Origin of the sequence: Pseudomonas sp. TH21 (assembly GCF_016651025.1) — a bacterium.
In the GTDB taxonomy this organism is placed as follows: Bacteria; Pseudomonadota; Gammaproteobacteria; order Pseudomonadales; family Pseudomonadaceae; genus Aquipseudomonas; species Aquipseudomonas aylmerensis.
This window is the reverse complement of sequence record NZ_JAEKEQ010000001.1, coordinates 5352671-5367152: the sequence shown is the minus strand read 5'-3', so window position 1 is coordinate 5367152 and position 14482 is coordinate 5352671. Positions and strand designations below refer to the sequence as shown.

Below are 14482 nucleotides of genomic sequence, written 5' to 3'. Positions count from 1 at the left end.
CCCGCGCCGTTATCTTTGATCCTGTGGCAACACGCCCTCACAGTGCTTGCCGAGCATCACTTCTCAACGGGAGAGTCGAACATGTCCACCCCCATTCCCGCGAGCCATATGGCCTTTATCCGTGCCCGTACCGGGTGCAGCACCGAACTCGGTGCACGCTTGAGCAGTTTGATCGAACCGGGCCGTCAGGCTCAGGGTTGCCTGCAATTCTCGTTGCAGCATTCCCAGGTCGATCCCGATGTGTGGTTGATCTCCGGTTTCTGGAGCAGCGAGCAGGCGATGAGCGCCTACTTCAACTCTGCGGCGCTGGTGATCTTTACCGAGCTGTTGAACGACATGGTGGTCCGCAGCATGGACTTCCAGACCTTCACCGACGCTTCTGCCGGCAACGCCTACGGCGAGTACCTGCAACTCGCCGGTTAAACGTCCCGTGCCTGACGGCAACAGCACTCCTCTAGAAGTATCGTATTGGCGAGGCACTGCACTGGTTTAGAATGGCCAACTTTCCATTGGCCAGGACCTGCAACATGGCACGTAGACAATTTGCCCATCACGAAGCCGTTTCCGCCGTAGTACCGGGCGAAGGGGGCTACAGCGCCGCCGTCGCCGTCAAGGCACTGGATGGCATGGGCGCACCGCAGTTTCACAAGATCCTGGATGGACAGAAGTTCAAGACCGCCTCTGACGCCGACGATGCAGCGACGCTGCAACTGGAATGCCTGGTCGATGTGGACGAAGACGGTCAACTGAGCTGGGCCTCTGCTGCCAACTGACTCAAGCACGCTGCTGATCCACATGTGGGCGCGGGCTTGTGTGGGTGCCGGGCTTGTCCGCGATAGCAGCACCTCGGTTTTCCAGTGGCATCGAGGTGCTGCTATCGCAGGCAAGCCAGCTCCCACACAAGCCCGCTCGCACAGTTTTTATTGCTTGGCAGTCAGCGTGGCGTGGCGCCTGGGCGATACATCTTGAACAGTGCTTCCGGCCCCAACTGGAAGTAGTCCGCCGGGCCACCGCCACGCAAGATCGGCTCGGCAGCGGCGGTGTCGTAGATGCCGTCCTTGAGCAGCCACTTGGCGATGTGCACCGCCACGACTTCGCCGAGCACCAGCCAGCTGGGTACCAACTGCTGATCAGCGCGCTGCAGTTGGATGATCTGCGTCACCTTGCACTCGAACGACACCGGACTTTCGCCCACGCGGGGGACGCCAACGATTTTCGACGCCACCGGCGTCAGGCCGGACAATTCGAACTCATTCACCTCGGGCGATACGGCGGCGCAACTCTGGTTCATCTGCTCGGCCAGCGGGCGAGTGGCAAGGTTCCAGACAAACTCGCCGGTCTGCTCGATATTGTTCAGGCTGTCTTTGCGCCCGACACTGGAAAACCCAATGATCGGCGGAATGTAGTTGAAGGCATTGAAGAAACTGTAGGGCGCCAGGTTCAGGCGGCCCTCGCTGTCGTGTGACGAAATCCAGCCGATCGGCCGTGGGCCGACGATGGCATTGAAGGGGTCATGGGGCAGGCCGTGGCCGTTGGCGGGTTCGTAGAAATGGATATCGTCAGACATGACCTGTTCTGCTCTCGATTTCGGGATTGCATCATACCCAATGTGAGAGCGGGCTTGTGTGGGAGCCGGGCTTGCCGCGATGCAGGCACCTCGGTTTTCAATTGCGCCGAGGTGATGCTATCGCAGGCAAGCCAGCTCCCACACAAGCCCGCTCCCACCATTTTTTACCGCGACAGACAGTTAGTCCGTGGTGATGCGCGAGTGCTTGCGGGTGTCCTTCATGGTCACGTAGACCACCAGCGACACCGCGATACACGCGGTCACGTACCAGTAGTAGCCAGTTTCCATGCCGATGCTCTTGAACCACAGCGCGATGTATTCGGCGGTACCGCCGAAGATCGATACGGTCAGGGCATACGGCAGGCCTACGCCCAGTGCACGGATTTCAGTCGGGAACAGCTCGGCTTTCACCACTGCGTTGATCGAGGTGTAGCCGCTGACGATGATCAATGCCGCCATGATCAGGAAGAACGCGCCCCACCAGGTCTGGATGGTGTGCAGGGTGGTGAGGATCGGCACAGTGAACAGGGTGCCGAGGATGCCGAAGGCAATCAGGATCGGCCGGCGGCCGACTTTATCCGACAGCCCGCCGATGATCGGCTGCAGGCACATGAACAGGAACAGGGTGGCTGCGGAAATCGTGGTGGAGTCGGAAATGCTCATGCCGACGGTGTTCACCAGGTACTTCTGCATGTAGGTGGTGTAGGTGTAGAAGGCCAGGGTACCGCCCATGGTCAGGCCAACCACGGTCATCAGTTCCTTGGGGTGACGCATCAAGGTGCGCATTGCGCTTTCCTTGGCTTTTTCCTTCTTGGTGAACGACTCGGTTTCTTCCATGCCGCGACGCAGGTACAGCGCGACCACCGCACACAGGGCGCCGATGGCGAACGGGATACGCCAGCCCCAGTCGTACAGCTGCTCGGTAGTGAGGGTCTGTTGCAGCACGATCAGCACGCCAAGGGCGATGAGCTGGCCGGAGATCAGGGTCACGTATTGGAAGCTGGAGTAGAAACCGCGACGTTCCTTGGTCGCCATCTCGCTGAGGTAAGTGGCGGAGGTACCGTATTCGCCACCGACCGACAGGCCCTGCAGCAGACGGGCAAAGACCAGCAGGATCGGCGCACCGATGCCGATGATTTCATAGCCCGGGCTCAGGGCAATCAGCAACGAGCCGAAGCACATCAGGTAGACCGATGCCATCAGCGCCTTTTTACGTCCGACTTTGTCGGCATACAGGCCCATCAGCCAGCCGCCGATCGGGCGCATCAGGAAGCCCACGGCGAAAATTGCGGCGGTGTTGAGCAGTTGGGCGGTCGTGTCGCCTTTCGGGAAGAAGGTTTTTGCGAAGTACAGCGAGAAAGCGGCGTAGACGTACCAGTCGTACCACTCGACCATGTTGCCGACGGAGCCACTGAAAATCGATTTGATCCGGCTGGAGGTGGTGCGTTCTTTCGCCGGCGCGGCCGCCGACCCCAGAGGCAAGGTGTTGGAGTTATCCATTCAAGGATCCTTCATCTAGTTGTTTTTATGGAGCGTGCGCGAGCACAGCCTGTCCGGGGCTATAGCAGGAGCTGTGCCAAGCCGGGTGAGGCCCGGTCTAGAAGGGGTGGGGGATTTTTTTGAGCGGAAAGCCGCTGATGATTTTTGAGTGGTGAGCGGAAATCCGCTTATGGCGGCTGTCCAGCTCCCACACTTGAATGTATTCGCAGATCAAAATGGAGGCGCTGGCTTGCCTGTAATGAGGCCCTCAAAGGGTCCCTCAATCGATCGAGAGAAACATTTCCCGGGTCAGTCCATGGCGCTGCATCTTTTCATTGAAGGTGCGCCGTGGCAGTTGCAGCTCGGCCAGCACCGCCTTGATATCGCCCTTGTGCCGGGTCAACGCGGCTTTCAGGCAGTGCGCCTCAAACGCTTCCTGCTGCGCCGCCAGCGATTGCCCGGCCTCGATACCTTCCGGCTCAGGCTCGCCCAACCCCAGCACCTGGCGTTCAGCGAAGTTGGCCAGCTCGCGCACATTGCCCGGCCAGTCGTGGCTGAGCAGCCGTCCCAGTTGCGCGCCGCTCAAGGGTTCGACGCTACGGCCCAGGCGTTCGGCAGCGCTTTGGGCGAAGTGATCGAACAGCAGCGGGATATCTTCTCGACGTTCGCGCAGCGCAGGCAGGCGCAGTTGCGCGACGTTCAGCCGATAGGCCAGGTCTTCGCGAAAGCGTCCGGCGCGGGCTTCTTCGAGCAAATCCGGCTTGGTGGCGGCGATGATGCGCAAGTCCACATGAATGCTCTGGTTGGAGCCCAGCCGTTCGAGCTTCTGCTCCTGCAGCACCCGCAGCAGTTTCACCTGCTGGGCGAGGGGCATGCTTTCGATTTCATCGAGAAACAGCGTGCCGCCGTGGGCGTACTCGAGTTTGCCGATGCGCTTGCCCTGGGCGCCGGTGAAGGCGCCGCTTTCGTGGCCGAACAACTCGGCCTCGAACAACTGCTCGGGGATCGCCGCGCAGTTGAGGGCCACGAACGGCTTCTTGGCGCGCGGGCCGAAATCATGCAGGCAACGGGCGACCAACTCCTTGCCGCTGCCGGTCTCGCCTCGGATCAATACGTTGACCGGCAGCGTCGCCAGGTCCAGCACTTGCCGACGCAGATTCTGCAGGCCGCGCGACACACCGAGCAGGCTGGACTCCAACTGCGCCCGATGATCGGCCTGTTGATGCAGGCGGCGGTTTTCGAGGATCAGCCCGCGCTTGTCCAGCGCACGGCGCAGGCTGTTGAGCAGGGCGTCGGGGCTGAAGGGTTTCTCGAGAAAATCGTAGGCCCCGTCGCGCATGGCCTCGACAGCCATGGGCACGTCGCCATGACCGGTCAGCAGGATGACCGGCAGGTCGGCGTCGCGGCGTTGCACTTCGGCCAGCAGTTCCAGGCCACTGAGGCCGGGCATGCGCACATCGCTGAGGATCACCCCGGGGAAATCCTTGGGTAGCCGCGCCAGGCATTCCTCGGCACGGCTGAACAGTTGCACGTCAAACCCCGACAGGCTCAGCCATTGTTCGACGGCCGTGCGAATACTGGCTTCGTCATCGACCACAATCACTGCATTCAACATAGGTCCGGCGTCTCCAGCGCGATGGGCAAGGTCAAGGTAAACACCGCGCCGTCGCCACGGTTGCCGGCACTCAAGCGCCCGCCCAATTCGTGCACGATTGCGTAGGACACCGCCAGCCCGAGGCCGAGCCCGTCACCCACCGGCTTGGTGGTGAAGAACGGGTCGAACACATTGTTCAGGTGCTCCTCGGCAATGCCACCGCCGCTGTCGCTGACGGTCAGTTGCCACAATTGCTGATCGGCGTGCAGGCGGATTTCCAGGCGTTTGCGCGGCTTGTCGGCCATCGCGTCAAGGGCATTGCGCAGTAGGTTGATCAGCACTTGTTCAAGACGGATCGCATCGCCACGCACCCAGGCCGGGCGGGTCAGGTCCAGCACCACGCCGATGGCTTCATCGCGCAGGCGCGCATCGAGCAGGTGCAAGGATTGGTCGACCACCGTGGCCAGGTCCAAGCGCTCGCGCAAGCCGCTGGGGCTCTTGCGCGCGAAGGTCTTGAGATGGCCGGTGAGCGCGGCCATGCGCGTGAGCATTTCGTCGAGCGGAGTCAGGGCCTTGTAGGCATCGTCCACCCGCCCATGGTCGAGCAGCAGGCGCAGGGTCGCCAACTGCATGCGCTGGGCGGTCAGCGGCTGGTTGATTTCATGCGCGAGGGCGGCCGACATCTGCCCCAGCGCCGCCAATTTGGCCGATTGCACCAAACCGTCCTGGGCGGTTCGCAGGGCCTGGGTGCGCTCCTCCACCAGTTGTTCGAGTTCTTCGCGGCTGCGCTGGCGCAAGCGGGCCAGGCGCCAGCGCTGCGTGAGGAACAGCACCAGGAACACCAATGCCAGCCAGGAGCCGGCAGCGGCCAGGCCGGCGTTGCGCTGGTCTTCAAAGGCGAACTGGGGTTTGCGCAACAAGTGCAGGGTCCAGCCCTCGGCCTTGAGCGGCAGCGACTCCCAGATGTAATTGGCATTGCCGTCGGGGCCGTTGACGCGCATCAGGTGGCTGTTTTCGTCAAAGCGTTGCAGCACCTGGGTTTCCAGCGGCTGCAGGTGTTTCTTGTCGTATTGGCGAGTGGCCTTGAGTTCGACAAGATCGTTCGCCGACAGCGGCCGCAGGTTGCGATATCGCCAGCCCGGCTGGTTGGCAATAAACACAATGCCGCGTGCATCGCTGACCAGCAGCAGGTCATTGCCCTGCGCCCACTCGCGTTCCAGCTCGGGGAATTCCAGCTTGACCACCATCGCGCCGAGGAACTGCTCGTGTTCATCCAGCACCGCGCTGGAGAGAAAATACCCCGGCACGCCGGTGGTCACGCCCACCGCATAAAACCGCCCGGTGCCCTGGCTCAGGGTTTGGCTGAAATACGGTCGAAACGCGTAGTTGTGCCCGACATAACTGCTCGGCAGGTTCCAGTTGCTGGCGGCCACGGCCAGGCCGGTGCGGTCCATCAACTCCAGGGTTGAGGACTGCGCCGCGCCGTTGATGCGCTCCAGTTTGCGGTTGAGCAGGTCTTGGGTCGTGGCTTGCAGCGGGCCCTTCAAGGCGTTGATCATTTCCGAGTCCAGCGCCAGCACGGCGGGCAGGGCGCGGTAGCGTTCGATCAGGGTGTGCAGCGAATTGGCGTACAGCGCCAGTTGCTGATTGGCACGGGCGGCATCATCCACCAGGGCCTGGCGCTCGGCATGACGGGTGGCCAAGGCCGCGGCCAGTACGGCACCGGCAATGATCAGCAAAGAGTAGAAGGTCAGTCGCAGGGGGCGAGGGATCACGATCATACGATGATGAGCAGGCACAGTAAGGGGAGAGCACCATAGCATGCGCGGCTTGGATCTTGTGGTGAGGGGCTGTAGTGGCTGATGGGGAGAGTGGGCTGGTGCGGCGAGCGGGCTTTTTGTGGTGAGCAGGCTTCTTGTGGTGAGCGGGCTTATTGTGGTGATCCGGCCTCTTGTGGTGAGCGGGCTTGCCCCGCGTTGGGCTGCGAAGCGGCCCCCAAAACCAGGCAATGCGGTTTGACCTGAAGGAATGCGATGATCTTTATGGGGCCGCTTCGCAGCCCAACGCGGGGCAAGCCCGCTCGCCACAATAAACGCAGTTGCCAAGACGCGCGTGCCAGGCATGACAAGCCCGCTTGCCACAGGTGAAACAGCAGGCAATAAAAAAGCGACCGGGCCATGGGCCGCGGTCGCTTCAGTCTTGCGGGAGGGTGCTTACTGCACTTCTACCGCCAGGCTTTCACTGATCTTTTTCTGCCAGATGGCAGGACCGGTGATATGGACGGATTCGCCCTTGCTGTCCACCGCAACGGTAACCGGCATGTCCTTCACGTCGAACTCGTAGATCGCTTCCATGCCCAGCTCGGCGAAGGCGACAACGCGCGACTTCTTGATGGCTTGCGCCACCAGGTAAGCAGCGCCGCCCACGGCCATCAGGTACACGGCCTTGTGGTCCTTGATCGCTTCGATTGCGGTCGGGCCGCGCTCGGATTTGCCGATCATGCCCAGCAGGCCGGTTTGCTCGAGGATCTGACGGGTGAACTTGTCCATCCGCGTGGCGGTGGTCGGACCGGCCGGGCCAACCACTTCTTCGCGCACCGGATCAACCGGGCCGACGTAGTAGATAAAGCGACCCTTGAGGTCCACCGGCAGGGTTTCACCCTTGTTCAGCATTTCGACCATGCGCTTGTGCGCGGCGTCACGACCGGTGAGCATCTTGCCGTTGAGCAACACGGTCTCGCCCGGCTTCCAGCTCTGCACTTCTTCCGGGGTCAGGGTGTCGAGGTTGACGCGACGGGCCGACGGGCCAGCTTCCCAGACGATCTCCGGGTAGGCGTCCAACGGTGGCGCTTCCAGCGACGCCGGGCCCGAGCCGTCGAGCACGAAGTGTGCGTGACGGGTGGCGGCGCAGTTGGGGATCATGCACACCGGCAGCGAGGCGGCGTGGGTCGGGTAGTCCATGATCTTCACGTCGAGCACGGTGGTCAGGCCTCCCAGGCCCTGGGCGCCGATGCCCAGTTGGTTGACCTTCTCGAACAGCTCCAGGCGCATCTCTTCGATACGGTTCTGCGGGCCGCGCTTTTTCAGCTCGTGGATGTCGATGGATTCCATCAACACTTCCTTGGCCATCACGGCAGCTTTCTCGGCGGTGCCGCCGATGCCGATGCCGAGCATGCCCGGTGGGCACCAGCCGGCGCCCATGGTCGGAACGGTCTTGAGCACCCAGTCGACGATCGAGTCGGACGGGTTGAGCATGGCCATTTTCGACTTGTTCTCGGAACCGCCGCCCTTGGCCGCCACATCCACTTCCACGGTGTTACCCGGGACGATGGAGTAATGGATCACGGCCGGGGTGTTGTCCTTGGTGTTTTTACGCGCACCAGCCGGGTCGGCGAGGATCGATGCACGCAGGACGTTTTCCGGCAAGTTGTAGGCGCGACGCACGCCTTCGTTGATCATGTCGTCCAGGCCCATGGTGGCGCCATCCCAACGCACGTCCATGCCCACGCGCACGAACACGGTAACGATACCGGTGTCCTGGCAGATCGGGCGATGGCCGGTGGCGCACATGCGCGAGTTGATCAGGATCTGCGCGATGGAGTCACGGGCTGCCGGCGATTCTTCGCGCAGGTAGGCCTCGTGCATCGCCTGGATGAAGTCAACGGGGTGGTAGTAGGAAATGAATTGCAGGGCGTCGGCAACGCTCTGAATCAGGTCGTCTTGCTTGATCACGGTCATGAGTCGCGCTCCTCTATAAGGGAACATTCAATAAAGGTGGGCTCAGTGTTGCATCGGTCGGCTGAGCTCACCTTTCCAAGGCACGCCAAAGTGGTGCAGGCGCGACGCTAAAAAGGCGCGGCAGTATAACCCGACGCGGTGGCCGATACACCCGACTATGGTCAAACTGTCGCAGGCGTGATTCCCTGTGCGCGCCCCTTGTGATTGAGTCCTTATATGCCTGAACTGTACGTCGGCGAACGCCATTGGTCGGTATCTGCCGGCAGCAACCTGTTGGACGCCTTGAACCAGGCAGGTGTCGCCGTGCCCTACAGTTGCCGCGCCGGCAGTTGCCATGCCTGCCTGGTGCGTTGCCAGGGCGAGGTCGAGGACCAGCAACCCGAGGCCTTGAGCCTCGCGCAACGCCAGGACGGCTGGCGGTTGGCTTGCCAGTGCCAGGTCAGCGGGGATCTGCGCGTCGAAGCGTTTGACCCGACGCGTGATGGGTTGCCGGCCCAGGTGGTGGGTGTCGATTGGCTGAACCCGACGGTGCTGCGCCTGCGCCTGCAACCGGAGCGGGGCCTGCGTTACCGGGCCGGGCAGCACCTGGTGCTGTGGGCGGGGCACGTCGCACGCCCGTATTCCCTGGCGAGCTTGCCGCAGGAGGAGCCGTTCCTGGAGTTTCACCTGGATTGCCGCCAGCCCGGTGAGTTCAGCGATCTTGCCCGGCAGTTGCAGGTGGGCGATGGTCTGCGACTGGGCGAATTGCGGGGCGGGGCACTGCAGTATGATCCCGACTGGCAGGCTCGGCCGTTATGGCTGCTGGCCTCCGGCACCGGCCTGGGACCGTTGTGGGGCGTGTTGCGCGAGGCGCTGCGCCAGGATCACCAGGGCGCTATCCGCGTGATTCACCTGGCTCATGACGCCGGCAGCCATTATCTGGCCGAGCCCCTGGCGGAGCTGGCTGCGCAGCATCCCAACCTGACTGTGGAGCTGTGGACGGCGGCTGAGTCGGCCCAGGCATTGGCGCAACTGCGGCTTGTTTCGCGGCAAACTCTGGCCTTACTCTGCGGACACCCAGCCAGTGTCGAGGCGTTTTCCAAGCGTCTGTTCCTGGCTGGCTTGCCGCGCAATCAACTGCTGGCCGACGTGTTCCTGCCGCGTGGTTGAGCGCTGAATTCTACCGCCGCGAGATTCGCCATGACCGATGCCATCCTGCAGCACCGCGAACGTGGGCTGCTGACCTTGCAGCTCAATCGCCCGGACAAGAAAAACGCCCTGACCCGCGCCATGTACACGCTGCTGGCCGAGGCGCTGGAGCAGGCGGATGCGGATGCGGATGTGCGATCCGTGCTCATCCAGGGCAGCAGCGAATGTTTCACTGCTGGCAACGACATCGCCGACTTCCTCGAGCAGCCGCCCAGCGACCTCGACAGCCCTCCGTTTCACTTCATGAAAAGCCTGCTCAACTGTCGCAAGCCGGTAATTGCTGCCGTGGCAGGGGCGGCGGTGGGTATTGGTACGACGCTGCTGCTGCACTGCGACCTGGTGTACATCAGCCGGGACGCGCGGTTGCGCATGCCGTTCGTCAACCTTGGATTGTGCCCGGAGTTTGGCTCGAGCCTGATCCTGCCGCGCCTGCTGGGGCACGCGAAAGCCGCTGAACTGTTGCTGTTGGGCGAGGGCTTTAGCGGCGAACAAGCGGCGGCGTGGGGGATTGCCACCGAAGCGTTGGGCAGTGGCGAAGCGGCGCTGGCCAAGGCTCGGGAAATGGCCGAGCGCTTTGAAAACCTGGCGCCGGGAGCCGTGCAGGTGACCAAGCAATTGATGAAGAGTGTTGATCGTGAGCAGTTGCGGCAGGTGATCGAGGAGGAGGGGGCGTTGTTTGTGCAGCGTCTGAAATCACCGGAGGCGATTGCGGCGTTGTCGGCTTTCATCACTCGGCGCTGAAGGTCGGTTGATTGGTCTGGCCTGATCGCGGGCAAGCCCGGCTTGCACATCGGAGTGCAGTCAACTGTGGGAGCCGGGCTTGCCCGCGATGAGGTCGTGACAGCCAGCCGGTCACTCTGGTCTGAAATGCAAAAAGCCCCGCCATTCACATGGCGGGGCTTTTGTTTTTCAGCGTGTCACTCAGTACTGCGGGTCGCCCACGTGCAGGATCTTCATGCCATTGGTGCCACCGGTGGTGTGGTAGCTGTCGCCCTTGGTGAGGATGACCCAGTCGCCTTGCTCTACGACGCCGCGCTTGACCAGCTCGTCGATCGCTTTCTGGCTGACTTCGTTCGGTGCCAGCGAAGCCGGGTCGAACGGAATGGTGTACACGCCACGGAACAGCGCCGCGCGGGCCTGGGCTTCGCGGTGCGGGGTGAACGCGTAGATCGGCACCGACGAACGGATGCGCGACATGATCAACGGCGTGTAGCCACTTTCGGTCAAGGCGATGATCGCCTTCACGCCCGGGAAGTGGTTGGCGGTGTACATGGCCGCCAAGGCGATGCTCTGGTCGCAGCTTTCGAACACTTTGCCGATGCGGTGGCTGGAGGTCTTGCTGGTCGGGTGCTTCTCGGCACCGACACAGATACGCGCCATGGCCTGGACGGCTTCCAGCGGGTACGGACCCGCGGCACTTTCAGCCGAGAGCATCACGGCGTCGGTGTAGTCGAGCACGGCGTTGGCCACGTCGGACACTTCGGCACGGGTCGGCATCGGGTTCTGGATCATCGACTCCATCATCTGGGTCGCCACGATCACCGCCTTGTTGTGGCGGCGTGCGTGCAGGATGATCTTCTTCTGGATACCGATCAGCTCGGCATCGCCGATTTCCACGCCCAGGTCACCACGGGCCACCATCACGGCGTCGGATGCCTTGATCAGGCCGTCGAGGGTCTCGTCATCGGCCACGGCTTCGGCGCGTTCGATCTTCGCTACCAGCCAGGCGGTGCCGCCGGCTTCGTCGCGCAGCTTGCGGGCGTATTCCATGTCGGCGGCGTCGCGCGGGAAGGACACAGCGAGGTAGTCCACTTCCATTTCGGCGGCGAGCTTGATGTCAGCCTTGTCTTTTTCAGTCAGTGCCGGCGCCGTCAGGCCACCACCACGACGGTTGATGCCTTTGTGGTCGGACAGCGGGCCGCCGATGGTCACGGTGCAGATCAGTTCGGTGCCGGTGGCAGTGTCGACGCGCATGACCACGCGGCCGTCGTCCAGCAGCAGTTCGTCACCGACGCCGCAGTCCTTGACCAGGTCCGGGTAGTCGATACCCACGACTTGCTGGTTGCCTTCGGTCAGCGGATGGCTGGTGGAGAAGGTGAAGGTGTCACCGATCTTCAGCTCGATACGCTTGTTGGCGAATTTGGCGATGCGGATTTTCGGGCCTTGCAGGTCACCCAGCAGTGCCACGAAGCGGCCGTGCTTGGCGGCCAGGTCACGCACCAGCTTGGCGCGAGCCTTGTGCTCGTCCGGGGTGCCGTGGGAGAAGTTCAGACGGGCAACGTCCAAACCAGCCAGAATCAGCTGTTCGAGGACTTCCGGCGAGTTGCTGGCCGGGCCAAGGGTGGCGACGATTTTGGTACGACGGACGGACATGCACAGACTCCTGAGTTCAAGCGCTGAGGAAGGCTACTATGCTCTTTCGTTGTAGTCATTGTTCGTTTGCACTACTTATCGACGATCGGCTTGTTTTTGCTGCGGTTGAATAGACGAAGACCCTTGAAGATTTTCGACGAGGGGTCGATACACTGCACAAGACAGGAGAACCCTCATGCGAATTTTGCTCGTTGCTGCCCTGGCCGTCAGTGTTGTCGGCTGCACCCGCTGGTCGATGGACCACCATTTGAACAACGCCTACCGCGCCTACGGGGTCGGCGATTGCCAGCGCGTCACCCTGGAGTTATCCCAGGTCGACCGCGAAAGCCGCACCCGGCGTTATGTGCAACCGGAGGTCTCGATGCTGCGCGGCCAATGCCTGGAACGCCAGAAACTGTTCGTCGATGCGGTGCAGACCTATCAATTCATCATCAATCAGTACCCTTCCAGTGAGTATGCGTACCGGGCTCGCGCACGGCTGGATACCCTGCAACAACTGGGGCACTACCCCGGCGCAAGCGCCGCCCAGCCACGTCCTGCGTCGTTGTGATGATATTCATCATGTCATGACTGGCCTGCCGCCAGTCTTGGGCTATTCTTCGAATGTTCATTTGTACAAGTTTCTATTCGAATGAATGCAAGGCCCGGACTCGACAGCTGTTTAGTGACCAAAAAGGTGTTTGTTGTCACACCGAGTTTCAGGGAGAGCGAGCGATTTCTGCTCGTTCCGAATCACTGGCGCGGCCAGATCATGGCCACTGGATGGCGATCTCACCATGTTTACCGACCGACGGATCGAGCGGCATCACCTTCCTTACTTCCTGCAAGTGTTTAACCGTCTTACCGACAAACCCATTGGCTTTTTAGGGAACGTCTCTGAAGACGGGCTGATGTTGATCAGTCAGTTGCCCTTGATGGTGGGCGTAGACTTCGAGCTACGCCTGAAAATCCCAGTGGCGGACGATACCTTCCATGCAATCGACCTCACGGCGACCTGCTTGTGGAGCCATGAAGATATCAATCCTCAGCATTATGATTCGGGGTTCAGTGTGCAGCAGGCCCCCGAGGAATATGGGCAATTGATCAATGTCTTGTTGCATTACTTCAGCTTTGATCCCTTGCAGGCCTCAGCCTAGCTATAGCGCGTTGTCGGCCCGGTTTGAGGGATTGTCCCCGCCGCGGCCGTGCGCCTTTTTCAGCTGGACCTAGAACACCCCGGCTTTTTTCCAGCTCAGGTAGCGTGTCACCAGGCACGCTCCCAGCTGTGAGGGTGAGGTATCGATGACCGACAGGCCGTGGGCACTCAAGCGTTCGTGCAGTTCTTCGCGGGTATTGAGGTAATCGACGGTGCCGCTATAGGCCAACGCTTCCGGCAGGGTCTGTACCGGGGACTGGCGCAGTTGATCGAGTACTTCCTCACGCAAACTGGCCACCAGCACCCGATGCTGGCGGCTGATACGCTTGACGGCGGACAGTAGCGCTTCATCGTCCTCATCCCGCAGGTTGGTAACCACAATCACCAATGCGCGGCGTTTTTGCCGGGCCAGCAGTTGGCTGGCCGCCGCCTGGTAATCGGCCGTGCGTCGGGTGGTATCCAGGTCGTACACCGTGTTGAGCAACAGATTCAACTGGCTGCTGCCCTTGACCGGCGCCAGGTAGCGCGGCTGGTCGCCGGCGAAGGTACACAGCCCCACCGCATCGCCCTGGCGCAAGGCGACATAGCTGAGCAGCAGGCAGGCGTTGAGGGCATGGTCAAAGTGGGACAGCTCGTCATCCTGGCTGCGCATGCGCCGGCCGCAATCGAGCATGAATACAATCTGCTGGTCGCGCTCATCCTGATATTCGCGGGCGATGGGCGTGCGTTGTCGTGCCGTGGCCTTCCAGTCGATCTGGCGCAGGCTGTCGCCCTCGCGAAACTCGCGCAGTTGATGAAACTCCAGCCCCAACCCTCTCCGCTGGCGTTGCCGCACACCCAGTTGGCTCAGCCAGTTATCCACACCCAGCAACTGCGCGCCGTAGAGACGGGCGAAATCCGGATAGACGCGGGTGACATCGCTGACCTCGACAAAACGCCGTGTCGACCATAACCCGAAGGGGCTCGGCAGGTGGATTTCGCAACGGCTGAAGCTGAAGTGCCCACGCCGCAGGGGGCGAAGGCGATACCCCAGTTCACTGCGCTCACCCGGCCGCAGTGCTATGGACTGGGGCATGTTCTCCACCATCAACCCGTCCGGCGCATGATCGAATACCTGTACCGTCAACGGCTGCGCGTAGGCATGCTCCAGTGTCAGGCGGACCTCGCCCCAGCGGCCGAGCGCCAGGCTGCCGGGCATCTGCCGTTGTACACGGGGGGACGGGCGTCGATGCTGGCGTAGGGCGTCCAGCCCGGCCAGCAGCAACAACGCGAGGAGCAAGCCCCATGCAATGGAGTGCAGGGTGTCAGGCACTTTGAGCGCCAGCGCCACTGCGATGCCCAGCAGAATATTCAGGCCCAGCAGCACGCCAAGCCAGGCCAGTAACAGACGAGTCGGTTTCATGGGCGGG

Annotated in this window: 13 protein-coding genes; 6 read left to right on the top strand and 7 right to left on the bottom strand. The window is 62.0% G+C overall.

Annotated elements, in window-relative coordinates:
* Window positions 1–81: 81 nt before the first annotated feature.
* Together JFU04_RS23745 and JFU04_RS23740 are read left to right on the top strand one after the other, a co-directional pair.
* The gene (locus JFU04_RS23745; RefSeq protein WP_201145808.1) at window positions 82–423 is read left to right on the top strand and encodes an antibiotic biosynthesis monooxygenase family protein; all 342 of its coding nucleotides are present in this window, start codon (window positions 82–84) and stop codon (window positions 421–423) included.
* 71 nt (window positions 424–494) lie between these two features.
* Complete coding sequence (locus JFU04_RS23740) at window positions 495–773, top strand: hypothetical protein (RefSeq protein WP_083221491.1); 279 nt, start codon at window positions 495–497, stop codon at window positions 771–773.
* Between the two features lie 161 nt (window positions 774–934).
* On the opposite strand, the gene JFU04_RS23735 is transcribed toward JFU04_RS23740, so the two are convergent.
* From JFU04_RS23735 to JFU04_RS23715, 5 genes are all read right to left on the bottom strand, one after another.
* Window positions 935–1567: a flavin reductase family protein gene (locus tag JFU04_RS23735; protein ID WP_065908770.1), complete on the bottom strand. Its 633-nt coding sequence runs from the start codon at window positions 1565–1567 to the stop codon at window positions 935–937.
* Window positions 1568–1747: 180 nt separating this feature from the next.
* Complete coding sequence (locus tag JFU04_RS23730; RefSeq protein WP_120449748.1) at window positions 1748–3067, bottom strand: MFS transporter; 1320 nt, start codon at window positions 3065–3067, stop codon at window positions 1748–1750.
* A 259-nt stretch (window positions 3068–3326) separates the two neighbouring features.
* Window positions 3327–4661, bottom strand: coding sequence for a sigma-54-dependent transcriptional regulator (locus tag JFU04_RS23725; RefSeq protein WP_065908773.1), 1335 nt, complete (start codon window positions 4659–4661; stop codon window positions 3327–3329).
* Window positions 4655–6421 carry a sensor histidine kinase gene (locus JFU04_RS23720; RefSeq protein WP_065908775.1) on the bottom strand — a complete coding sequence of 589 codons (1767 nt, stop codon included), beginning with the start codon at window positions 6419–6421 and terminating at the stop codon, window positions 4655–4657. Before JFU04_RS23720 ends, JFU04_RS23725 begins: the two co-directional genes overlap by 7 nt.
* Before the next feature lie 432 nt (window positions 6422–6853).
* A complete protein-coding gene (locus tag JFU04_RS23715) occupies window positions 6854–8377 on the bottom strand; it encodes a fumarate hydratase (RefSeq protein WP_010208051.1) in 1524 nt (507 codons plus the stop codon).
* 216 nt (window positions 8378–8593) lie between these two features.
* Between JFU04_RS23715 and JFU04_RS23710 the strand changes: the two genes are divergently transcribed.
* The gene (locus tag JFU04_RS23710) at window positions 8594–9526 is read left to right on the top strand and encodes an iron-sulfur-binding ferredoxin reductase (protein WP_201145807.1); all 933 of its coding nucleotides are present in this window, start codon (window positions 8594–8596) and stop codon (window positions 9524–9526) included.
* Between the two features lie 30 nt (window positions 9527–9556).
* A complete protein-coding gene (locus tag JFU04_RS23705) occupies window positions 9557–10306 on the top strand; it encodes an enoyl-CoA hydratase-related protein (protein ID WP_065908781.1) in 750 nt (249 codons plus the stop codon).
* A 180-nt stretch (window positions 10307–10486) separates the two neighbouring features.
* Here the strand turns inward: JFU04_RS23705 and pyk are convergent, their stop codons facing one another.
* Window positions 10487–11938: a pyruvate kinase gene (gene pyk / locus JFU04_RS23700; protein WP_025854788.1), complete on the bottom strand. Its 1452-nt coding sequence runs from the start codon at window positions 11936–11938 to the stop codon at window positions 10487–10489.
* A 175-nt stretch (window positions 11939–12113) separates the two neighbouring features.
* Here pyk and JFU04_RS23695 point away from each other — a divergent pair, with 175 nt between their 5' ends.
* Window positions 12114–12488 carry a tetratricopeptide repeat protein gene (locus tag JFU04_RS23695; RefSeq protein ID WP_065908783.1) on the top strand — a complete coding sequence of 125 codons (375 nt, stop codon included), beginning with the start codon at window positions 12114–12116 and terminating at the stop codon, window positions 12486–12488.
* Between the two features lie 226 nt (window positions 12489–12714).
* On the top strand, window positions 12715–13074 hold the full coding sequence (locus JFU04_RS23690; protein ID WP_065908785.1) for a PilZ domain-containing protein: 360 nt from the start codon (window positions 12715–12717) through the stop codon (window positions 13072–13074).
* 69 nt (window positions 13075–13143) lie between these two features.
* Here JFU04_RS23690 and JFU04_RS23685 read toward each other — a convergent pair whose 3' ends face one another.
* Window positions 13144–14475 carry a DUF58 domain-containing protein gene (locus JFU04_RS23685; protein WP_201145806.1) on the bottom strand — a complete coding sequence of 444 codons (1332 nt, stop codon included), beginning with the start codon at window positions 14473–14475 and terminating at the stop codon, window positions 13144–13146.
* Window positions 14476–14482: the final 7 nt, after the last annotated feature.

Coding starts and splice junctions, on each gene's coding strand:
- JFU04_RS23745 (WP_201145808.1), top strand. CDS start 82: ATGTCCACCCCCATTCCCGCGAGCCATATGGCCTTTATCCGTGCCCGT.
- JFU04_RS23740 (WP_083221491.1), top strand. CDS start 495: ATGGCCAACTTTCCATTGGCCAGGACCTGCAACATGGCACGTAGACAA.
- JFU04_RS23735 (WP_065908770.1), bottom strand. CDS start 1,567: ATGTCTGACGATATCCATTTCTACGAACCCGCCAACGGCCACGGCCTG.
- JFU04_RS23730 (WP_120449748.1), bottom strand. CDS start 3,067: ATGGATAACTCCAACACCTTGCCTCTGGGGTCGGCGGCCGCGCCGGCG.
- JFU04_RS23725 (WP_065908773.1), bottom strand. CDS start 4,661: ATGTTGAATGCAGTGATTGTGGTCGATGACGAAGCCAGTATTCGCACG.
- JFU04_RS23720 (WP_065908775.1), bottom strand. CDS start 6,421: ATGATCGTGATCCCTCGCCCCCTGCGACTGACCTTCTACTCTTTGCTG.
- JFU04_RS23715 (WP_010208051.1), bottom strand. CDS start 8,377: ATGACCGTGATCAAGCAAGACGACCTGATTCAGAGCGTTGCCGACGCC.
- JFU04_RS23710 (WP_201145807.1), top strand. CDS start 8,594: ATGCCTGAACTGTACGTCGGCGAACGCCATTGGTCGGTATCTGCCGGC.
- JFU04_RS23705 (WP_065908781.1), top strand. CDS start 9,557: ATGACCGATGCCATCCTGCAGCACCGCGAACGTGGGCTGCTGACCTTG.
- pyk (WP_025854788.1), bottom strand. CDS start 11,938: ATGTCCGTCCGTCGTACCAAAATCGTCGCCACCCTTGGCCCGGCCAGC.
- JFU04_RS23695 (WP_065908783.1), top strand. CDS start 12,114: ATGCGAATTTTGCTCGTTGCTGCCCTGGCCGTCAGTGTTGTCGGCTGC.
- JFU04_RS23690 (WP_065908785.1), top strand. CDS start 12,715: ATGTTTACCGACCGACGGATCGAGCGGCATCACCTTCCTTACTTCCTG.
- JFU04_RS23685 (WP_201145806.1), bottom strand. CDS start 14,475: ATGAAACCGACTCGTCTGTTACTGGCCTGGCTTGGCGTGCTGCTGGGC.